Genomic DNA, 21,877 nt, shown 5'->3' with positions numbered 1-21,877 from the left:
CTTTGGTAAAGACTTTGCCATCTACCGGAGAGATATTGTCAAAGTATTCACCTTTGACTGGAGCGACCCATTCGCCGCCAATGAAATTATCGTATTGTGCTTTAAAATGAACTTTTGAACCGTCAGTATTGGGGTCTGCATAACGCATAATCTATTCCTTTATATGATTGTTAGTGGTGCAGGCTGCGCGCATGTTGCCGATCAAAAAATATAGGCGCTTCTGCATTCAGCTCTACTATAAAGAGGGAAAAAGACGGGCGGTTGTTTGTTTACAGGCTTGCTACAAAAGACAATATTTGGAGACAAGCAGTAGAACAATAAAGGTTATAAATTTTAAATTTAAAAACAAGGGATTATAGCACTTATAAACCATCGAAAAATTGGCATATTTTCAATGTGCTTAATTACATTCCAACCTAATAAGGATTCAAAAGAAGCCAAGCAGGAGAAATGAGGGTAAGTTTCATTTCTCCTTCCACGTTTATCTAAAGCCCTTTGTCATGCAGCCATTGAAACAGTTGCTGATAAACCTTCTCACGTACAGATTGCTCTGAAAGTACCAGATCATGTAAACCGTTCTGGATACTTTGAACCGTGACATCGCCTTTAATTTTTTTGGCATATTTTTGAATGTCTTTAATGCCTAAAATCACATCACTGCTTTGTGCGGCTTTGCCCCATTTTTTAGGATATAAAGTCTGATGCGAATGCATGATCAATACCGGAACATCGAGCTGAACACCGCGATGAATTTCCTTCTGTGCCTCATGAATGGCACGAATAAAACTGATCCGAACCATCGGGTAGCGGGTCTTTTTCCAGTCCAGACTGAAGTCCCATTCGCCTTTTAAATCCTTATGCAGGCTAGTGGCATACCACTTGTTCAGCTCGCTTGGAAATTGAAGGTTGGGAAAAATTTTGGCCAGTTTGCTCAGTTGCGGAATGCCAAGCGCACGTTTAATCGGATTCATATTGAAGTCATAAAATGGACTGTTGACCCAAAGTGCTTTAATTAAAGAATGCTGCGGATGATGTGCCGCATACAAGGTCGTGGTCAGGCCGCCGGTAGAATGACCACAGAGCAGGGCAGCATCGTGACCCTCGGCTGCTATAATGTCGAGGGCTTGGGTAATTTCTGCATTATATTCAGCAAGGTCATACACGTTATAATATTTTTGATGCGGCAGAATCGAACGTCCGTATTTTCTTAAATCCAGCGCATAAAAATCAAAACCATGCTGATTAAAGCGCTCTGCCATTTCGGTCTGAAAAAAATAATCGATAAAGCCGTGAATATATAAAACTGCTTTTTTTGTAGGTTGGGCTGCTTTTTTACGGATTAGGGTTGCTACGACTTTGCCCTCATAATCATCAGGAAAGTTTAAGGTCGCTTGCTCATAACCTGTCCCCAGAATATCGGGCTGATAAAGCGGTTGCAGTTCACTCATTTTTATACTCGTTCATCTTATTAAATTTATGCTTTATCCTTGATGAGCTGAGGTTTTTTGTCAAACAGATCTTGCTACCGATTTAAATTAAAAATACGAATACGGGTTAATTTAAAAAACCGTTCAGAACCTGGCTGAAAATGAGTGTTATCAGATTATAAAATCCTGCTACAAGTATTATAAATTTGCTAAATGACCCAAGCGGCTAAAATCAGGATAAGCTATATAAAATAACGAGAGTGATGTCATTATTTTGGCAGAACTGCCGAAGATTGATTAGATGAGTTAAATAATGCCCAGAGAAAATTTGAACAGTAAACGCCCTTTATATATTCCTTATGCTGGAAATACTCTGCTAGAACTCCCACTACTCAATAAAGGCTCTGCATTTTCTGAAGAAGAGCGTAGAAGCTTTAACTTGCATGGCTTGATTCCTCATGTCACCGAGACGATTGAGGAGCAAAGTCAGCGTTCTTATCAGCAGTATTGTGCTTTTAGCAGTGATATTAACAAGCATATTTATTTGCGGAATATTCAGGATACCAATGAGACCCTGTTTTACCATCTGATTGAAAATCACCTCAGTGAGATGATGCCGATTATCTATACCCCGACTGTGGGTGAGGCATGTCAGCGCTTTTCTGATATCTATCGTCGTCATCGTGGGATTTTTATTTCCTATCCTGACCGTGATCAGATCGACCAGATTATTCACAATATCAATAAAAAGAACGTGAAAGTGATTGTGATCACAGATGGTGAGCGCATTCTGGGTCTTGGAGATCAGGGCATTGGTGGTATGGGGATTCCAATTGGAAAACTGGCACTCTACACCGCATGTGGCGGGATCAGTCCGGCCTATACCTTACCGATTACTCTTGATGTCGGTACCAATAATCAGCAGTTGTTGAATGACCCGATTTATATGGGCTGGCGTGAACCGCGAATCAATGGCGATGAATACTATGCTTTTGTCGAAACGGTGATTCAGGCGATTCAACAGCGCTGGCCAGATGCCTTAATTCAGTTTGAAGACTTTGCACAGAAAAATGCCATGCCTTTACTGGAAAAGTATCGTGATCGAATCTGTTGTTTCAATGATGATATTCAGGGCACCGCAGCAGTGTCTGTGGGCAGCCTGATTGCTGCTTCGCGCGCAGCAGGCAAACAGCTTAAAGATCAGGTGGTTACTTTTCTGGGTGCTGGTTCAGCCGGTTGCGGGATTGCAGAACAGATCATTAAGCAAATGGTTGCTGAGGGCTTGAGTGATGCTGAAGCGCGTGCACGCGTGTTTATGGTCGACCGCTTTGGTCTGATCACAGAGAATCAGCCGAATTTACTGGACTTCCAGCGCAAACTGGCACAGCCTCTTGAAAATGTAGAAAGCTGGGCAGATGCAGAGAGCATGATTTCTCTGCTAGATGTAGTTAAGCGTGCCAAACCGACGGTATTGATTGGCGTATCTGGACAGCCGGGTTTATTCACTCAGGAAGTGATTGAAGCCATGGCTGAAAATAGTGTACAGCCGATTATTTTCCCTTTATCTAATCCGACTTCCCGCGTAGAAGCTGTTCCGGCCGATATCTTGCAATGGACCAATGGCAGAGCATTGATTGCGACAGGTAGCCCATTTGCACCAGTGAATTATCAGGGACAGATTCATCATATCTCCCAATGCAATAACTCTTATATTTTTCCGGGTATCGGTCTGGGTGTAGTTGCTTCAGGTGCGAAACGTGTCACGGATAATATGCTGATGGCCTCGAGTAATGCCTTGGCGGACTGTTCTCCGAAACTGAAAGATCCTCAGGCAGATTTATTGCCGAATCTGGATTGTTTACAGTCAATTTCGAAGCAGATTGCCTTAAAAGTGGCACTTGCTGCGATTGAAGACGGAGTAGCACCGAAAGTCAGTGTAGAAGAATTGCAGCTAGCAATAGAGCATAATTTCTGGACACCGCAATACCGTGATTATCAGCGAATTACCTTTTAATTGTATTGAAGATGGATTCTTATCATCGCTAGTTTTTTTGCGCTAGCCTGCTTTCATCTGATTCATTGATGGAATATCAAAAAGCCCTGATCTTTTGATGAGGGCTTTTTTATTGCCGTAGGGGGGGTACTATGGTCACATCTTGGTTATAAAATCAGAAAGTACTTTAAGAATTTGTTATTGAGTGAAACAAAAATGAAAGGATCATTTAAAAAAATAACATCAACATAAAAAAAGCCCCGATCTTTCGATCAGGGCTTTTTTAGAATCTGGAGCGGGAAAGGAGACTCGAACTCCCGACCCCAACCTTGGCAAGGTTATGCTCTACCAACTGAGCTATTCCCGCGGAGTCTATAAAGTTTTTTAAATGAAAAAACTAAATGAAAAAATTTTGAGCGGGAAAGGAGACTCGAACTCCCGACCCCAACCTTGGCAAGGTTATGCTCTACCAACTGAGCTATTCCCGCATGCCGTGTATAATACAGCATGCAAAAATGTGGTCAACACCTTTGTTAAAAATCTTGCATCAATTGCATAAAATAAAAGCAAAATGCTGTAGACCAGACAATAAATAACCAATATTCATATAAAAATCAATAAATTTTCGCCACAATCAACGGATTGCATCTGAACAGATTACCGAAATACTCGGCAGAACAAGGTATACTGAGACCATATTTTTGAAGATTGGAGTCAGGCCATGAGCTTAGAACAACAACTGAAAGATCGTTTGGCGCAATTATCCCCAACCCATTTGGAAGTGGTGAATGAGTCTTCGGGTCATGGTGGTTATTTCCCGGGAAAAGAATCGCATTTTAAAACCGTGATTGTGAGTCAGGCATTTGCCGGTTTGCGCCCCGTCCAGCGTCATCAGAAAGTTTATGCTGCTGCGGGTGATCTGCTGTCAAAAGACAAGATTCATGCGCTGGCCATTCATGCATTTTTGCCTGAAGAATGGGCAGGTCAGGATACGACCAGTCCTGCTTGTGCACACGCACCTAAAAACTAAGAGGACATGATGGAAACCCAACTTTTAGTCAAGATTATCCATATGTCGGTAGCAGGACTGGCGATTGTCGCCATTCTTGCCCGTGCCTTGACCTTGTTTGTCGGCACACAGGGAAATATGCCTAATCCGGTAGCACGTACAGCGCTAGTCGCTTTACAGCATTTAGCTATCACGGTGATTGCACTGACCGGTATAGTATCGCTCGTCCTGAAAGACTTTGATGTACAGCCTTGGTTCTATGCCAAAGTCATTTTATTTTTGGTGCTGGTGTCCTCGCTAGGCAAAGCCTATAAAAAAGATGATTCGATCTTGCTGTCGCAGCGTCGGGCTGGCTTAGTTATTGCTGTAGTTTCATTGGTGTCTATTCTGGCTTTGGTGATGATCAAGCCGAATTTTGGCTAAAAGCAGGCTGGCTGTGATGATCAGCACAGCCAGTCCATGCAAATAATTAGAAAATACAAATGTTGTAAAAGTAATTAAAAATGTGAGGAGGGGGACATGCGTACACGTGTGGTATTTAATCAAAAGGGTGGGGTAGGCAAGTCGAGTATTACTGTCAATCTGGCAGCGATCAGTGCACATCAGGGTTTAAAAACCTTATTGATTGACCTGGATCCGCAGGCCAACTCTAGCCAGTATGTGCTGGGTGATGATGCGACGTATTCTAGTGACAAGCCGGCACTCGAACCGAATATCGAAAACTATTTTGAAGATGTACTCGGTAATCAGCAAAGCAAGGGCTTGCTTGGTAATGCGATTGGCTCGATTTTAAAAAGTCGTAGCAAAGGTCTGGAAAGCTATGTGCATCAATCTTCTTTTAAACATCTGGATGTTATTCCGGCTAGCCCAACACTGGGTGCATTGGCCCATGCACTGGAGTCCAAGCACAAGATTTATAAGCTACGAGATGCCTTGCAACAACTGTCGGGGCATTATGACCGGGTATTTATTGATACACCGCCTGCATTCAATTTCTTTACCCTCTCTGCTCTCATTGCGGCGAACCGCGTGCTGATTCCCTTCGACTGTGATGTATTTTCTAAACGTGCCCTACAGACCCTGATTGAAAATGTCATTGAAACCCAGGATGACCATAATGAAGGGCTGGAAATCGAAGGGATTGTCGTGAACCAGTTTCAGGCACAGGCCAAATTACCGCGTGAAGTGGTACAACAGCTCAAAGATGAAGGCTTACCGGTCCTCGACAGTATGTTGCCACCGTCGATCTTGATGAAAGAATCTCATCAGAAAAATCAGCCTTTGATTCATTTGGCTACTGATCATAAATTGACTCAGGCCTATCAATCGTTGTTCAATGAGATAGAGCAGAATTAAGATCGAGTTAGCTATGAAACTTGTGAAAATAAGCCTGAGTATTGCTGCACTTGCATTACTGAGTGCCTGTGCAACGCCGGTAAAACCGACTTATGTGTCGCCAACCCTGTATCAGACTTTGGGTTGTTCGCAACTACAGGGTGAATATAACCGTATTCAGCAGTATATCGACAATGGCGTTGAGCCACCGAAACGTACTGGCGTCGGTGTAGGCGTTGGTCTTGGTGGTGGCTGGGGCAGTCGCGGTGGTTGGGGTATTGGCCCGAGTGTTTCGGTCAATATGGGACAGTCATCCGATACCAAAAGAACCGAACTGGCACGGCTTTTAGGCGAGCAGGAAGCGATTGTACAGGCCGCGCGTTATAAGAACTGTCCGATCATCGTTCAGCAGGCGACGCCTAAATAAATCATTCAACATTAAACGGATAAATGCTGACTTTAGGTCGGCATTTTTTATTGTTTTCATCAAGAATAGGGCAGTTTAAATTAAGATAAAACTCACGGGAAATTGACCAGACTATATAAAAATCTGAAATTTATAAGCTTGTTATCCCACTTCCATATTGATTAAGCTACAACCTTGGCCCGGAAAAGTTCATTGCGATGATTGAAAATTGGTTATTTGTTTTAGGACTCATTGCTGTACTGATGGTTCCAGGGCCTGCCAATGCCTTGGTGGCCAGTTCCGCTCATCAGCAGGGGCAGGCCAAAACCAGTCTCTATCTTCCTGCCATTTTGCTCGGCTATTTTTATGCCATTAATGTATGGGCCTTGGTGATTCATCTGGCGTCACCGATCTGGCCAAATTTTAAAGGCTTGGTTTATGTGCTGAGTACCATCTGTGTGGGCTGGATGACCTTGCATTTATATAAGGCCCAGCAGTTAGAACGCTACAGCAAGAACCATCCGCAGATTCGCCCCTGGCAAATGTTTACAACTACCCTAAAAAATCCTAAAGCAGCATTGTTGGCCTCTGGAATTTTACCGATGGAAACCTGGCAAAGCCCGACCAACTTCGTTCTGGTTTTTGCTGCCTTTAGCTTGAGTACCGTTCCGGTCGGGATATTCTGGATGGTCTTTGGTCAGGCCATATTGACCAGTCCATCTGAAAAAATAAAAGCCGGCCTCATTTATAAAGGCGCGGCTTTATTTGTCCTGCTTTGTCTGATCCCACTCTTGATCAAGCTCTGGGATTAAACGCACAGGCTGTAAAAGAATCTTAATGTAAAAAGTTCTTAAGCTGTTTTACTTTTTTTGAGCTTTTGTTGAATAAAGCCAATCACACCTGGCAATACACTTAAAATAATGATGCCAAAAATTAGATAGGTGAAGTTGTCTTTGACGATCGGCATATTGCCAAACATATAGCCCAAAATGACAAATGAGCTAATCCAGGCAAATGCACCTACTACATTATAGGTCAGGAAATATTTGTAATTCATGCTGCCAGCACCGGCAACGAAGGGTGCAAAGGTACGGGCAAAAGGAACAAAACGCGCAAAAATAATGGTCTTACCACCATGTCTGGCAAAGAATTGCTGGGTCGCCAATAAGTGTTTTTTATTGATGAAGCGCGATTCGATCTCGAAAACCCGAGGACCAATATATTTACCAATATGATAATTCAGGGTGTCACCCAGAACTGCCGCAACAAACAAGAGTGGAATCAGCACCCATGGATCCATTGCACCAGTAGAGGCTGCCAGTGCACCTGCTGCAAATAGCAAGCTGTCGCCAGGCAGGAACGGCATGACCACCAGACCTGTTTCTACAAAGATAATCAGGAAAAGAATGGCATAAATCCAGATCCCGTAATTAGTGATAAATTCAAGCAAGTGATCATCAACATGCAAGATAAAATCAATCAGTTCCATGAGCCCAGTACAAGCAAAAGTGTGGTCAAATCCTAACAGCCCGGGGCATGAAAGTCAGTACCAGAAAGTAAAATAATTAACGCTTCATTCATCTTCAATCGAGCCAAAATTTCTCTTACATATTATCTTCAGATTTTTATAAAAATAGACTTAATTGGATTAAATCTTGAGCTTAAAAATATAAAAATGACAGATCAAACAAGGCATCCGAAGGGATGCTTTGTTGTGCTAGAAATATAATGCAATCAACTAAATGCATACCTCATGCGAATTGTGTGCTTAATGCGCTGAAAAATGTTAGAATACGGCGCTTATCTTTCGTTTGCCTTTCATAGTTGTTCGTCATGACTACCAATACTCAAATTACTGAAGATCGTATCCTGATTCTGGATTTCGGTTCTCAATATAGTCAGCTCATCGCACGTCGTGTCCGTGAAGCTGGTGTATATTCTGAAATGTATGCCTATGATATGTCTGAAGAAGACATTCGTGCATTTAATCCAAACGGTATCATCTTGTCTGGTGGACCTGAGAGCGTTCACCTTGAGGGCAGCCCGCGTGCGCCGCAAGTGGTATTCGAGCTGGGTGTGCCGGTATTGGGTATTTGTTATGGTCTGCAAACCATGTGCGAACAACTTGGCGGTAAAGTTGAGCCAGGTACTGTGCATGAGTTTGGCTATGCAGAAGTAGATATTGTTGTACGTGACAAGCTGATCGGTAATTTACAGGACCGTGAAAACCAGCTGCATGTCTGGATGAGCCATGGCGATAAAGTTGCCCGTATTCCAGAAGGCTTCCAAATCACTGCACAGACGCCAAGCTGTCCAATTGCGATGGTTTCTGACGAAACTCGCCGTTTCTATGGTATTCAGTTCCATCCTGAAGTGACACATACTTCTAAAGGTGCAGAATTACTGTCGAACTTCGTTCATCAAATTTGTGGCTGTCGCGGTCTGTGGACGCCAGAACACATTATTGATCTACGTGTAGAACAGCTTCGCCAACAGATTGGTGATGAAAAAGTATTACTAGGACTTTCTGGTGGTGTGGATTCATCTGTAGTAGCAGCGCTGTTGCATAAAGCGATCGGTGATCAGCTGACCTGTGTATTTGTAGACAATGGTCTGCTTCGTTTGAACGAAGGCGATCAAGTGATGCAAATGTTTGCTGACAACATGGGTATCCGCGTGATTCGTGCTGATGCTGAAGAGCGTTTCTTGACTGCGCTTGCAGGTGAAGTTGATCCTGAAGCAAAACGTAAAATTATTGGCCGTGAATTTATTGCTGTCTTCGCTGAAGAAGCACGTAAATTAGATGGCGTAAAATTTCTTGCACAAGGTACGATTTATCCGGACGTGATTGAATCTGCTGCAAGCAAGCAGGGTAAGGCGCATGTGATTAAATCACACCATAATGTGGGCGGCTTACCAGCAGACCTAGCATTTGAACTGGTTGAACCATTACGTGACTTGTTTAAAGATGAAGTACGTAAATTGGGTACGACTTTAGGCTTGCCACACAGCATGATCTATCGTCATCCATTCCCAGGCCCAGGTCTAGGTGTGCGTATCTTGGGTGAAGTGAAAAAAGAATATGCAGACATTTTACGTCTTGCAGATGACATCTTCATGCAAGAACTGCGTGACAGCGGCTGGTATGACAAGACTGCTCAAGCATTTGCGGTATTCCAGCCAGTGAAATCGGTGGGTGTAGTCGGTGATGGCCGTCGTTATGCATGGGTAATTGCATTGCGTGCGGTAGAAACGGTGGACTTTATGACAGCTCGTTTCGCACACCTGCCATATGAACTAGTAGACAAAATCTCTACGCGTATCATGAATGAAATTGCTGACGTTTCTCGTGTGACTTATGACGTATCGTCTAAGCCACCTGCAACGATTGAATGGGAGTAATTTAGGGGTTTCGGACAGCACTGCTGTCCGCCTAAATTACGCCAAGCGCTAGGCGCGCGGCAGTAAGGACTTTCAAGCAGCATCGCTGCTTGAAAGTTTTATGCTAAACGCTATGCATGGCAGTTTAGAAATATAAACTTTCCAAATTAAAAAGAGCGCTTCGGCGCTCTTTTTATGCTTTTCGGAAAAGATGCTTATGCCGGTTTAACCTGCCAGTTTTGCATCTCTCCAGCTAAACTTTGCTCCAGATCCGGATCATAAGCTTCAACCCGATTCCGGCCATTGGCTTTAGCCTGATATAAGGCAATATCGGCTTGCTTAATTAGGGTCATCAAATCCGTTTCACAGCTTTCCAGAATGGCAGCACCAATCGAAATGCTAAAACTGAAACGATGTTGGCTGTCCAAATCGATCACAATATTTTCAATTTTATGCCTTAAACGCTCGGCAACTTTTAGCGCTTCATCCAGAGAGGTTTCAGGTAAAAATGCAATAAATTCCTCACCGCCATAGCGTGCCAAAATATCATGCTGCCGCATTTCGCTGTGTGTATTTAGAGCAATCGTCTGTAAGACCTGATCTCCGATATCATGACCATAACGATCATTAATCTGCTTAAAATGATCGACATCAAAGACCAGTAAACTCATAGGCACCGGTTGATCAAAATTCTGTTGTACCAGTTGTTGCGCGAGATATTCAAAACAGCGACGGTTATTCAGGCCAGTGAGTGAGTCGGTATGAGCCATATTTTCAAAGGCCTGCCGATTATATTCATTCAGGGTACGCTGCAAAAATACCATGCGTGATTTTAAGGTCGAGCTCCAGCTAATATATAGACTGAAGGTCAATACTGGCAGATAAATCAGGGAAAATAAAAACATCTGGTACAGGTCAGATCGAGTATTGAAATATACACCGATGTAAATCATCAAAGTAATCAGACTCGAAGTAATCAAAGACGGCCAGAACCGGATCTGCACACATAAATTGGCCAACACAATAAAAACCAAGGAGGCATATTGATAAATGAGGGTATAAGCACTTTCAGACTGATTTAGATTAAAAAACCAGATGGCACTTGCGCCAATAATTGAGGTAGGTAAGAGTAAATCAAACACAGGTAAATTGCGGTAAGAGTGATACATCCAGATCGTGATCAGTACGATCAGGATGGTATAGCTGATTTTGGTCAAAATGAGCAAATTGAGAATATCATGCAGCACCAGAATATCGGCGAGGGTATAAGAGGCATATGCCAACTGTGCGAATAAATTAACCTGTAATAAGTATTTTAAAGTGAGTTTTTTCTGATGAGCATAGTAGGCTGGTTTTAAAGGCGCAGGAATACGAACCAGCGGATCTTGAAGAGACTCCTGAATCAGAGTGCGTGATTCTTTTTCGTTATCATGCGGCATGCAGCCTTCCCAAATTAAAATATATAAAAATGAATAAGATGAAATTTATATATAGTTGTATAAAAAATATTCTATTCTTTTGTTGGATATTTTAAAAGTGGAAGAATCAAATTTATTTTATAAAATGAAATCCCCGATTAGTGCATTCTAAGGATGATCCTAGCTTATAGAACAGACTAATGATCCAGCTTTAATTCGCCGTTGACTGGGCTGGTTGAGTGTCTGGCTTAAATACATTCCAGGGATTTTCTGTCGCAGGCTTGGGCTTATTCAGCATATCTGGATGATAGACCTCAATCCGGTTTCGGCCAGACTTCTTGGCCTGATACAAGGCAATATCGGCTTGTTTGATCAGGTCTTCCAGGGGTTGGGTATGGGATTCCAGTTCTGCTACACCGATCGAAATGGTGAACCGGATGGCATGATTGGGTTCGACATAAATGTACTGCTTTTGAATTGCACAACGAATTCTTTCTGCAATCACCCAGCTGTCTTGCAGCTGAGTATCTTCTAGGAGGGCGATAAATTCCTCCCCACCAAAACGTGCCAGTACATCGCTATGCCGCATTTCTTTACGGGTCACTTCAGCAATCAGTTGTAGTACCCGATCACCAACATCATGCCCATAGCTATCATTAATATTTTTAAAATGATCCACATCAAACATCAGCAGGCAGCTACTGGCATGTTTAGGCCATTGATGAATAGAGCGTTCAGCCATATCGACAAAATGGCGACGGTTGTAGAGCTGGGTCAAATCATCGGTATGTGCCAGATTCTTTAAGGTTTGATAGTTCCATTCATCAAGTAGGGAGCGCAGAAAAGAACGCCGTATATTCAGAATATTATTCCAGTTAATATAAATGCTAAAAAACCACAGTGGACTAAAGACCACACTAAAAATAAAGGCTTGAGAAGCACTCATGAACTTGGATATCCCAAGCATGATAAATAGGGCAATCAAGATGGAGCAATAGACTGCGACTTTAAACTGGGTCTGCACACAGAGATTGGCGATGAGAATAAAGATCGCAGAGGCATAAATATAGGTAGCAACATGGGGACTGGTTGAAAGCGCGAGTAAGCCAATCCAGGCCGCTGCAGCCACAGTGGTACCTATCGGCAAGATTCTGTCCAGAATCTGAATGTTTTTATGTCTTTTAAACAGGTAATAACAGCAAAACATCGCGCCCAGAACCAGAACGACGCGCATCAGACCAGAAATAAAAAACATGTCTGGAATAATCAGGATATCGGCAAAGAAATACAGTAAAAAGGCTATTTGCGCCAGATAGTTAATTTGACGCAAGTTATGATGACTATGCGTATAGACATAATCATGAAAATACTGCTGAAACGGGGCAGGAATACGGGCATGAGGATCTGTTAGCGCCTGTTCAATCAGCTGACGGTTCTGCAGATCACATTCAGATAATTTCAGTGATTTATCGGTCGTCGAATTTTGAAAAGATACATTCGCCGTTGAATATATATTCTCATTCTGAGCAGACATGTCCTGGTCCAGTATTATTTTTATAGGTGCCTATTATGCCGTGATTGAGTAAAAAATAACCTCCCAAAAATTGGGTATCCGGGAAGTTTTTAAAGCTAAAACGTAACAAAATTTGTGTTTTGTAAAATTGAAAGTGATTGAAATACATGAATAATCATCTTATTCATTGGGATCTTTGGTTGTTGTTGCTCCGTTTCACGTGAAACATGGACTAATGACATTCGTTGATCTTCAGTTTATTTAAACTCATAACGCCATGTACCTAAATCATGATTGACTTGTTAAAACTCAAGTTTGGGGCTTTGAATATAAATCTCATCAGCTTTTCAGAATTTAAATTGATGGGACTAGTGAGGCGTTTTATACGTATCTAAATATTTCCAGGGATAGATTTTGCCCATAGACCCTGTACATTGTCCTGAACAGAGAGGCATCTTGAATCGGTCAAATACATGTCTCACCCACTCAAAAAGTAGAATGAAAATGCCGAGGTAAGCTCAGCCATGTCGAATAATAGTGATATTGAACTGTCGAATTCTGATGATTGTGAAAAGTATGTGAATCAGTTTATTCAGGAGTTTCCTTTACGTCGCGCGGAAATCGGACAGGGCACCGTGATTAAACGTGCCTTGCCAAGCAGACATAAGCGCATGATAGGTGCTTGGTGTTTTCTGGATCATGCGGGTCCGGCTATTTTCCCGCAAGGAGATGGTCTGGATATCGGACCACATCCGCACATTGGTCTGCAGACCTTTACATGGATGATCGAAGGCAGCATGATGCACAATGACAGTCTGGGAAATCAGCAGTTGATTCGTCCCAAGCAGGTCAATCTGATGACCTCGGGCTATGGCATTTCACATACCGAAGTCTCTCCCGAGAGTGAAACGCATATGCATACAGCGCAATTATGGATTGCCTTGCCGGATGACAAGATCAATATGGCACCGGGTTTTGACCATTATCCTGAATTACCGGTCGTTAATGAGCAGGGTATCGAGTTTACCGTGCTGGTCGGAGAATATTTAAATACCAGATCGCCGGTTAAAGTACATAGTGAATTGCTCGGAGTAGATCTGTATGCAGCTCAAAGTACCAGTGCGCGCTTGCCGCTGAATCCAAAATTTGAATATGGCTTTATGGTGCTTGAAGGGACGGCCAGCATTAATGGGCATGAACTGACTGAAGATAATATGCTGATCCTGGAGCCGGGGTTGCAGCAAGTCAATGCTGAAATTCATGCCGGGAGCCGGGTGCTATTGATTGGTGGGGAACCATTTGAAAGCCCGATTTTACTGTGGTGGAATCTGGTCGGGCGTACGACAGAGGAACTTAAAATTGCGCGGGAACAATGGATTGAAGGTCATGAACGTTTTGGTTCCATTCCTGCCTATGATGGGCCACGTTTAGAAGCGCCTGCATTTCCAGACCAGATGCGTGCTTCCCGATAAATGCTAAAAATGATAGGAATATGGAGTGCTGTCTGAATTTAACTCAAATAGTGAATCTGCAACATAGGATACATATCATTACAGTCATCAAAAATTGAGCTAGAGTCTGCTGCTTTTTGCTATGCTCGGAAAGTAAGAACAATAAAATCATGAGTCTAATATGCGTGTTTTACATCATCTCGAACAATCACGATCATTTCGTATTCTGTGGGCCATGGAAGAATTAGGACTGGATTACGAGGTTAAATACTATAAACGTCAGCCCAACCTTTCTGCGCCACCGGCCTTAAAACAGATCCATCCATTGGGCAAGGCTCCGATTCTGGTCGATCAGTCTCAGGTACTGGCAGAATCTGCGGCGATCCTGGAATATTTGCAGGAAACTTATGATGAAAAGCAACAATTTCGTCCAGAAGATATTACCGACAAGGCCCAGTACCGTTACTGGATGCACTATGCGGAAGGCTCATTGATGCCGCTGCTAGTAATGCAACTGGTGATGACCACTGTACCAAAACATACCCCGTTGCTGATTCGGCCGGTGGCCAAGAAAATCTGCCATGGAGTGAAGAAACAGTTTGTGCAGAGCCGTTTAAAAGATCATATCCAGTTTCTGGAAAGCTATTTGAGTGAGCATGATTATTTTGCCGGTCATTTCAGTTTTGCCGATATTCAGATGAGTTTTCCTTTGGAGGCCATGCAGAGCCGGACGGGTCAAAGCTATCCAGCGATTCAAGCCTATCTGAAACGGGTGTCGCAACGTGCTGCCTATGCGCGTGCACTGTCCAAAGAAAAACAGATCAGCTCTTAAGTACTTAAAAGAAAAGGTGCCGATGGCACCTTTTTTGATGGTTATCTTACTCTGGAAAGCTGAGACGCTCTTTGGGGAAAATCACCTTAAAGGTAGAGCCTTGGTTTTCCTTGGACTCAATTTCCAGATGTGCCTGATGCTGCATGAGTACATGTTTAACAATTGCCAATCCCAAACCGGTACCGCCAGTACGACGGCTGCGGTCTGAATCGATGCGGTAAAAACGCTCGGTCAGACGTGGCAGATGCTTGGGATCAATCCCGATACCGTTATCTTGCACGACAAAATAGGCGGATTCACCATCATCATGCCAGCCGATGGTGATGGTACCGCCTTTAGGCGTGTACTTGATGGCATTGGTGATCAGATTACTAAAAGCGCTGGCCAGTTCCATATCTGAACCGATCAGATCGCAATGACTGTCAATGTCCAGATTCAGGGTATGACCATAATCAATATTATAGGCCTGGGCATCATCGAATAGCTGGTTCATCAGACTCGGCATTTCAATGATCTGGTTTTTGGCAATATTCTTATCATTTTCCAGACGTGACAGCAGCAGCAGGTCGTTGACCAGAGCATTCATGCGTCGGGTTTGCGACTGCATCTGATCAAAAGCGCGTTTCCAGCGTGGATTAATATCTTCCTGATCGGTAAAGGTTTCAATATAACCGCTGAGTACGGTCAAAGGAGTGCGCAGTTCATGTGAAATATTGTCGACAAAATCCTTTCGCATCTGTTCCAGATTGTGCATCCGGGTCACATCATAAGCGACCAGTACCCGACTTTCTCCGCCAAAACGGGTCATTTTGACCTGCACATAATGGTCTTCAAACAGCGAAGAACGCATTTTCAGGCCGTCCGGGGATTCATCAATATGGTGATAGTATTCGATAAAGCTTGGTTGGCGTAACAAGGTCAGGATATTACGGCGACGGTCATCACTGGAGATTCCGAGCAGACGTTCGGCTGCCGGATTCCACCATTCAATCTGCTGGTTTTCATCAAGTAGTACCACAGCTTCTTGTAAGGCCACCAGTGAAGACTGTGCACGATCAATCAGTTCGACCATTTCCGCCTGAACAATCCGTTCCTGACGTTGGGCGCGGTAAACATTGAAAAGTAGCGCACCCCAAATCCCGCCAATATTTGGTGGAACATCATAAGGGCGATTGGAAATCCATTCATTGACCAGATATAAGGAACGCATTTGGGTCGCAAAGAACGCCACGAAAGCAATTACGATACAAACCCAGAAATACCCAATCCCAAAACCGATAAAGCTGGCGATAATCAGGAAAAAAGCCAGTAAGCGTAAATCCTGTTTCGCAAAATCCCATAAGCTACTGTAACGGATTCTTTTATGTTCGCGTGCCAGTTCGGGGACAGGGTAGGGTTCATACATAAAACAAGATTTACCTTAAAAGATATTAACCTAAAGCGACATCTGAACGGGTCGAAAAGCGATACCCCGTTCCGCGAACGGTTTGTACAAAACGGTCTACACCATAAGGTTCCAGCACTTTACGCAAACGGCGGATATGTACATCGATGGTCCGGTCTTCAATATAGACGTTACCGCCCCACACCTGATCCAGCAATTGCGCACGGGTATAGGCACGTTCCGGATGGGTCATGAAGAATGCCAGCAAACGATATTCAGTCGGCCCCATTTCCAGAATGTTGTTACCAAAATTCACCCGCTGGCTGACCGGATCCAGAATCAGGCCATTGGCATCAATGGTTTTTTCACCGCTCAGGGCATTGGCGCGGCGCAGTACCGCCTTAATTCGGGAGACCAGTTCCCGGGTCGAGAATGGCTTGGTCATGTAGTCATCGGCACCGGCATCCAGACCTTGTACCTTGTGGTCTTCTTCACCGCGCGCTGTCAGCATGATCACCGGAATTTCTGACAGGCTTTCATCACGTTTCAGACGACGACATAAGTCCACACCGCTCACACCACCCGGCATCATCCAGTCCAGCAAAATTAATGCCGGACGCTGGTCCACAATCATCTGATGCGCCTGCTTGGCATCTTCTGCCTGTAAGCACTGAAAACCGGCCATATCCAGAGAGGTATGGATCATTTCCCGAATCGGGAGCTCGTCATCGACGATTAATATGTAGTCATCTTTCACAACGCAATACCCTATTTCATGTAAACGGTGAACCGTTTTATATTTATGACAGGCTTATTACAAAGACTAATTATGACAGTATCATTGCAGAAAGGGAAAAACTGCTGATATTCGCAAAAATTTGTGACAAATATAGCGCAGAAACTTGTTAAAAAATCATAAATTAATTTTACTCATTTCCGTAGTACAGCATAAATCTGCAACTGACTGGTAAATGTAGGAAAGCCTATTAAGCACAGGATTTAACAGCTATTTTTTCTCGGAAAATGACTCGAGCAGCGCCAAAAAAACCACACTACAAGACGATAAAACTTCCTCAAGCGAATGCTTAAAACCACTCATCACCCAACGAATGGCAATTTGGGTGACATAGCCATTTAAACCGGTCGACACCAGTGAAATTTCCTGCTCACTACGATTTAACTGCGGCATCATCAACATGACGAAGGCGTGAATCATGCGGTCGAAACGTGACATGGTTTCATGAATAGTGGCCTGATTATGCAGTTCCTGTACCAGCATGGCATCAATATAAATGATCCGTGCCATGCGCGGATTGTCACGCAGGGTAGTGAGCAGCGCACTCAAACCGGCTTCGATCATTTTTTTCGGATCTGTCGAGGCCTGCATCATGGCCTGCATGACATTCTGTTGCAGTTCATCAATCAGTTTTAGGAAAATGGTCTGAAACAGATGTTCGCTTTTCTTGAAGGATTCATAAAAATAACGTTCAGTCAGTTTGGCTTCATTGCAGATATCTTTGACAGTAACTGAAAAAAAACCATAACTACCATAGGCTTCAATCCCGGCTTCGATGAGCTTTTCACGACGTGCCTGCTGCCGTTCAGCCATCGACAGGCCTTTAAACTGACGTTCCTTGGTTTTGGCGGGTCGTGATTTTGCTGCTGAGTCGATTGAATCGGTCATAAGGCCTGTATGCTCATCTGCATGAAGATTTTGAATATCTTAACAATAAATCACGCTTAGACCTATATGGAAATGCTGCCCTGAAATTTGGCCTCTAAGGATATGGGATAATTATTGACAATATATATTGTCAAAACTATATTGAGGATCTGTGCTAGCTCCTGAAACAACAGAACAAGATCCTGCTGTCATGGAATGGCAGTAGTTTACATAAGGAAATTGAATGAAAAATTTTAACAATAAAGTTGCCGCGATTACCGGGGCCGGTTCAGGTATTGGTCAGCAACTGGCGGTATTACTGGCTCAGCAGGGTTGTCATCTGGCTCTGAGTGATATTAATGAACAGGGTCTGGCGCAAACGCTCGAATTGCTCAAAGAAAGTGATGTCCGTGTCACCATTCAGAAAGTAAACGTAGCAGAATTGGAGCAGGTGCGTAATTGGGCGGCACAGGTCGAACAGGATCATGGCAGTGTCAATATGATCTTTAACAATGCCGGCGTTGCACTGGGTTCAACCGTTGAAGGGGCATCTTATGAAGAACTGGAATGGATTGTCGGAATCAATTTCTGGGGTGTAGTTTACGGAACCAAAGAATTCTTACCTTTGATCAAGAAAACCGGCGATGGTCATATCATCAATATTTCCAGCCTGTTTGGTCTGACTGCTCAACCGACCCAGTCTGCTTATAACGCGACCAAGTTTGCGGTACGTGGTTTTACTGAATCCCTGCGTCAGGAACTGGATATGGAAAATTGTGGGGTGAGTGCACTGTGTGTACATCCGGGCGGTATCCGTACCAATATTGCCAATGCTGCAAAAATGAATAACAGCCTGCTGACTTTAGGTATGAATCCGGAAAAATCAGCCCGTAATTTTAATAAATTATTGCGTTGTCCACCTGCAGAAGCCGCTCGTCAAATTCTGGAGGCGGTACAAAAAGACAAGCGCCGTCTGCTGATCGGTAATGATGCCAAAGCAATTGACCTGATTCAGCGGATCTTGCCGACCGGTTATCAGCATGTCACTGCACTGGCGACCCAGTTTGGCAAAAAGAAGAAAAAATCTGCTTAAAAAATTGCAGAACAGACCCGCGAAAGCGGGTTTTTTATCGCTGTAATAGGGTCTATTTTTTGCGACTAAGAGTGTTAGCTACTGTAATACTTCTAGGTACATAAAACCTTGCATCTAAATCAACGCTTCAACCGTTTTTTTCTTCCAGACAAACTGATAATACAGTCCCTGCAAAATACACAGGCTGACAAAGGCCAATGCATAGGCATACCAGATACCTTCCAGGCCCCACCACTGACTAAAAAGATAAGCGGCGGGAACTTCAATACAGAGAATGGCAAAAATATTAATCAGCATTGGCATGGTCACCGTTCCACTTGAGCGCATGATCGAAGCAAAAATGGCACTGGCGCCAAAAAACAGAATTGACCACAGCACAATAAATAGCAGTTGTTGTCCCAGTACTACAACCTTAGGATCGGTAATAAACAGTGCCATCAGATATTTGGAGAACAGGTATGCCAGAATCACCAGACCGCCGGTAAACAGGATATTCATACTCAGCGCAGTCCGTGTGACTTTATTGAGTAGATCCGATTTACCTGCGCCAATCGCTTGAGCACCAAATACAGACGCGGCAATCGCAATCGACAAAGCGGGAAATTGAATATAATTTAAGACCTGATTGACCGCACCATAAGCGGCTGTTGCTTCTGCGCCATAACGATTGACCAGCCCGACAATCACCAGTCCGGCAACTGAAGTCGTGACCATTTGTACCCCAGTCGGAACCCCCAGTTTCAAGATCATTCTGCTCAACTGTGGCTGATGACGAATATTTTTTAATAAAGCCCAGTCGAGCTTGAGCGGGTGCTGTCTATAGTTCAAATACAGGATTAAAAACAACAGGACCGCCAGATTTCCCAGAATGGTGGCAATCGCCGGCGAGATAATGCCCATTTTAGGAAAGCCAAAATAACCGGCAATCAGGACCGGTGTCACCACTAAACCCACCCCAATGGTAAGTGCGGAAGCAAACAGGGGGGTGGTACTATCCCCAATGCCACGCAAGATGGAGGTATAAATAATATAGATAAAAATTAAGGGACTACCCGCCAGCATCCATTGTACATAGGGCAAGGACAAATGCATTACATCAGGATCTGTGCCAAGGGCCAAAAGAATATTCTCAGCAAAAATTACCCCGAAAAGCGCAATCAAACTTCCGCCAATCAAGGTCATAAATAAAGTTGAACCGACCACACAGCGCACTTTTTCTATATTTTTTCCACCCCAAGCCTGTCCAATCAATACGGTAGAACCGGCAGATAAACCAATCACAAAGGCCATCAGACAAAACAGGATCGGGAAAAAAACGGCAACAGCAGCAATCGCATTCACTCCGAGCATTTGTCCCACAAAAACCGTATTGATCGTGCCGGAGAGACTTTGCAGGATATTGGTCGCAATTAATGGCAACAGAAATACCAGAAAGGCTTTCCATAAATTCTGTTGATGAATCAGTGAGTGCTGTGCCATGCGACATCCTGTGATTGAATTATCATCTATTTGTTGATGCAGCTATTATTCGGCAGAATGTAAAAAAAAGCCTTAGCTTTTAAGTAACTAAGGCATTTATTTTATGAGATTTTTAGTTAAAAAATGAGTTAAATCTTTGAAAGAATTTGACCTGCCTGGATCAAGGTTTGTTCTTTTTTTGCAAAGCAGAACCTGAGCAGACGTAAATCTGCAGGGGGGTGTTGGTAGAACGCGGAGACTGGAATCGCGACAATCCCATGTTGTTCTGCCAGAAAATGGCACATGGAAAAATCATCGAGCTCAGGCCGAATCTCTGAATAATCTAAGTTCTGAAAATAAGTCCCTTGAGAAGGTGTCCATTTAAAGCGTGATGTTTTAATGGATGAGTTAAATAAATCCCGTTTATTTTGATAAAAAGAGGACAGTTCAGGTATATGCTCAGGATGCAGTTGCATATATTCCGCCAAGGCAACCTGAACGGGTGTCACACCGCAGAAGCTGGCAAACTGATAAATCTGTCTGAACATTTTCATCAGTGCCGGTGCAGCAATACAAAATCCGGTTTTCCAGCCAGTGACATGGAAGGTTTTACCAAAAGAGCCAATTACGAAGCTACGCTCGCGAAGTTCTGGAAATGACCAGGCCGAATAGTGCTGAACGCCGTCAAAAACCAGATGTTCATAGACTTCATCGGACAGCACCACAATATTGCGCTCGCGAATCAGTTCGATCAGTTGCTGCCAGTCTGCCTTGGACCAGACACTCCCACTCGGATTATGTGGAGTATTCACGATAATCATGCGGGTACGGTCATTAATGGCATCTTTGGCCTGATTCCAGTCCACAGAAAAATCAGGATGCTGCAAAGCAATATGCACTGGCTTTGCCCCGACCAGTTGTACCGCAGGTCCATAACTGTCATAGCTCGGGTCGAAAATAATCACTTCTTCCCCGGCACGCACCGTGGCTTGAATGGCACAAAAAATCGCAATTGTCGCCCCAGGGGTAATCGTGATTTCCTCGACAGGATCAATAATCAGTTGATCACGCTGCTGATAGAGATCTGCCACCAGACTTCGCAAGACTGGCAGACCATCTCCCGGTGCGTACTGGTTAAATCCATTCTGGCTGGCCCGGTTTAAAGCTTCAATCAAGGCAGGAGGCGCTGCAAAGTCCGGAAATCCTTGAGAAAGATTCAAGGCTCCGAGTTTTTGTGCCAAGGCCGACATGGTACTAAAAATGGTCACGCCCAAATCAGGTAATTTAGAAGGGAGTTTCAGCATGTCTTTGGCCTTGAAGAATGAGATCTGAATGAGTGTAACAGCAAGTTCCGTATAGGATAATCAGAAAAATAGGGAATATTGGGCAATATTTTTAATTAAGATGTACCACATGCGATTTAAGATTTTTAATTGAAGAGTCATAAATTAAAGGCCTAATTATGTGAAATGCATCGTGAACTGGACGAAATGGATAACTTTTCCTAAAATTTG

Annotated in this window: 19 protein-coding genes, 2 tRNA genes and 1 pseudogene; 10 read left to right on the top strand and 12 right to left on the bottom strand. The window is 43.6% G+C overall.

Annotated features, from left to right (window positions below; all coding sequences use genetic code 11):
• Window positions 1–148, bottom strand: a pseudogene (locus tag ACP7AK_RS13855) (hypothetical protein); the annotation flags it as partial.
• Window positions 149–485: 337 nt separating this feature from the next.
• A complete protein-coding gene (locus tag ACP7AK_RS13850) occupies window positions 486–1,448 on the bottom strand; it encodes an alpha/beta hydrolase (protein WP_425880133.1) in 963 nt (320 codons plus the stop codon).
• Window positions 1,449–1,740: 292 nt separating this feature from the next.
• Between ACP7AK_RS13850 and ACP7AK_RS13845 the strand changes: the two genes are divergently transcribed.
• Entirely contained in the window at window positions 1,741–3,441 is a 1,701-nt protein-coding gene (locus ACP7AK_RS13845; RefSeq protein ID WP_425880132.1) for an NAD-dependent malic enzyme, read from the top strand.
• A gap of 270 nt (window positions 3,442–3,711) precedes the next feature.
• On the opposite strand, the gene ACP7AK_RS13840 is transcribed toward ACP7AK_RS13845, so the two are convergent.
• A tRNA-Gly gene (locus ACP7AK_RS13840) sits at window positions 3,712–3,787 on the bottom strand.
• Window positions 3,788–3,835: 48 nt separating this feature from the next.
• Window positions 3,836–3,908, bottom strand: a tRNA-Gly gene (locus ACP7AK_RS13835).
• Window positions 3,909–4,141: 233 nt separating this feature from the next.
• Here ACP7AK_RS13835 and ACP7AK_RS13830 point away from each other — a divergent pair.
• From ACP7AK_RS13830 to ACP7AK_RS13810, 5 genes are all read left to right on the top strand, one after another.
• Window positions 4,142–4,450, top strand: a complete 309-nt coding sequence (locus tag ACP7AK_RS13830) for a BolA family protein (protein WP_004280957.1) — start codon at window positions 4,142–4,144, stop codon at window positions 4,448–4,450.
• 9 nt (window positions 4,451–4,459) lie between these two features.
• Entirely contained in the window at window positions 4,460–4,852 is a 393-nt protein-coding gene (locus ACP7AK_RS13825; RefSeq protein ID WP_005245348.1) for a SirB2 family protein, read from the top strand.
• A gap of 96 nt (window positions 4,853–4,948) precedes the next feature.
• Entirely contained in the window at window positions 4,949–5,785 is an 837-nt protein-coding gene (locus ACP7AK_RS13820; RefSeq protein WP_004280959.1) for a ParA family protein, read from the top strand.
• 13 nt (window positions 5,786–5,798) lie between these two features.
• Window positions 5,799–6,191, top strand: coding sequence for a hypothetical protein (locus ACP7AK_RS13815; RefSeq protein ID WP_129717383.1), 393 nt, complete (start codon window positions 5,799–5,801; stop codon window positions 6,189–6,191).
• A 197-nt stretch (window positions 6,192–6,388) separates the two neighbouring features.
• On the top strand, window positions 6,389–6,982 hold the full coding sequence (locus ACP7AK_RS13810; RefSeq protein WP_004732653.1) for a hypothetical protein: 594 nt from the start codon (window positions 6,389–6,391) through the stop codon (window positions 6,980–6,982).
• A gap of 38 nt (window positions 6,983–7,020) precedes the next feature.
• Here the strand turns inward: ACP7AK_RS13810 and ACP7AK_RS13805 are convergent, their stop codons facing one another.
• Window positions 7,021–7,659 carry a DedA family protein gene (locus ACP7AK_RS13805; RefSeq protein WP_004644839.1) on the bottom strand — a complete coding sequence of 213 codons (639 nt, stop codon included), beginning with the start codon at window positions 7,657–7,659 and terminating at the stop codon, window positions 7,021–7,023.
• A 344-nt stretch (window positions 7,660–8,003) separates the two neighbouring features.
• On the opposite strand from ACP7AK_RS13805, the gene guaA reads away from it, so the two are divergent.
• Window positions 8,004–9,572: a glutamine-hydrolyzing GMP synthase gene (guaA, locus tag ACP7AK_RS13800; protein ID WP_004644840.1), complete on the top strand. Its 1,569-nt coding sequence runs from the start codon at window positions 8,004–8,006 to the stop codon at window positions 9,570–9,572.
• Between the two features lie 194 nt (window positions 9,573–9,766).
• On the opposite strand, the gene ACP7AK_RS13795 is transcribed toward guaA, so the two are convergent.
• A complete protein-coding gene (locus ACP7AK_RS13795; RefSeq protein WP_425880131.1) occupies window positions 9,767–10,990 on the bottom strand; it encodes a diguanylate cyclase in 1,224 nt (407 codons plus the stop codon).
• 190 nt (window positions 10,991–11,180) lie between these two features.
• Window positions 11,181–12,503: a GGDEF domain-containing protein gene (locus ACP7AK_RS13790; protein WP_425880130.1), complete on the bottom strand. Its 1,323-nt coding sequence runs from the start codon at window positions 12,501–12,503 to the stop codon at window positions 11,181–11,183.
• Between the two features lie 503 nt (window positions 12,504–13,006).
• Between ACP7AK_RS13790 and ACP7AK_RS13785 the strand changes: the two genes are divergently transcribed.
• Window positions 13,007–13,954: a pirin family protein gene (locus ACP7AK_RS13785; protein WP_425880129.1), complete on the top strand. Its 948-nt coding sequence runs from the start codon at window positions 13,007–13,009 to the stop codon at window positions 13,952–13,954.
• A 160-nt stretch (window positions 13,955–14,114) separates the two neighbouring features.
• Window positions 14,115–14,765 (top strand): glutathione S-transferase family protein, encoded by a 651-nt coding sequence (locus ACP7AK_RS13780; protein ID WP_425880128.1) that lies wholly within the window; start codon window positions 14,115–14,117, stop codon window positions 14,763–14,765.
• Between the two features lie 46 nt (window positions 14,766–14,811).
• Here the strand turns inward: ACP7AK_RS13780 and phoR are convergent, their stop codons facing one another.
• From phoR to ACP7AK_RS13765, 3 genes are all read right to left on the bottom strand, one after another.
• The gene (gene phoR, locus ACP7AK_RS13775; protein ID WP_005245337.1) at window positions 14,812–16,170 is read right to left on the bottom strand and encodes a phosphate regulon sensor histidine kinase PhoR; all 1,359 of its coding nucleotides are present in this window, start codon (window positions 16,168–16,170) and stop codon (window positions 14,812–14,814) included.
• 25 nt (window positions 16,171–16,195) lie between these two features.
• Entirely contained in the window at window positions 16,196–16,906 is a 711-nt protein-coding gene (gene phoB, locus ACP7AK_RS13770; protein WP_004280972.1) for a phosphate regulon transcriptional regulator PhoB, read from the bottom strand.
• Window positions 16,907–17,155: 249 nt separating this feature from the next.
• Window positions 17,156–17,833 (bottom strand): TetR/AcrR family transcriptional regulator, encoded by a 678-nt coding sequence (locus ACP7AK_RS13765; protein ID WP_086044331.1) that lies wholly within the window; start codon window positions 17,831–17,833, stop codon window positions 17,156–17,158.
• Window positions 17,834–18,056: 223 nt separating this feature from the next.
• Here ACP7AK_RS13765 and ACP7AK_RS13760 point away from each other — a divergent pair, with 223 nt between their 5' ends.
• A complete protein-coding gene (locus ACP7AK_RS13760; protein ID WP_148334837.1) occupies window positions 18,057–18,905 on the top strand; it encodes an SDR family NAD(P)-dependent oxidoreductase in 849 nt (282 codons plus the stop codon).
• Between the two features lie 114 nt (window positions 18,906–19,019).
• Here ACP7AK_RS13760 and ACP7AK_RS13755 read toward each other — a convergent pair whose 3' ends face one another.
• Together ACP7AK_RS13755 and ACP7AK_RS13750 are read right to left on the bottom strand one after the other, a co-directional pair.
• Window positions 19,020–20,384 (bottom strand): MATE family efflux transporter, encoded by a 1,365-nt coding sequence (locus ACP7AK_RS13755; protein ID WP_425880127.1) that lies wholly within the window; start codon window positions 20,382–20,384, stop codon window positions 19,020–19,022.
• A gap of 128 nt (window positions 20,385–20,512) precedes the next feature.
• A complete protein-coding gene (locus tag ACP7AK_RS13750; RefSeq protein ID WP_425880126.1) occupies window positions 20,513–21,667 on the bottom strand; it encodes a methionine aminotransferase in 1,155 nt (384 codons plus the stop codon).
• Window positions 21,668–21,877: the final 210 nt, after the last annotated feature.

The organism is Acinetobacter sp. TWP2-2-3 (genome assembly GCF_049896445.1).
In the GTDB taxonomy this organism is placed as follows: Bacteria; Pseudomonadota; Gammaproteobacteria; order Pseudomonadales; family Moraxellaceae; genus Acinetobacter.
The sequence above is the reverse complement of the archived record's forward strand: the minus strand, read 5'-3'. Positions and strand labels throughout refer to the sequence as shown.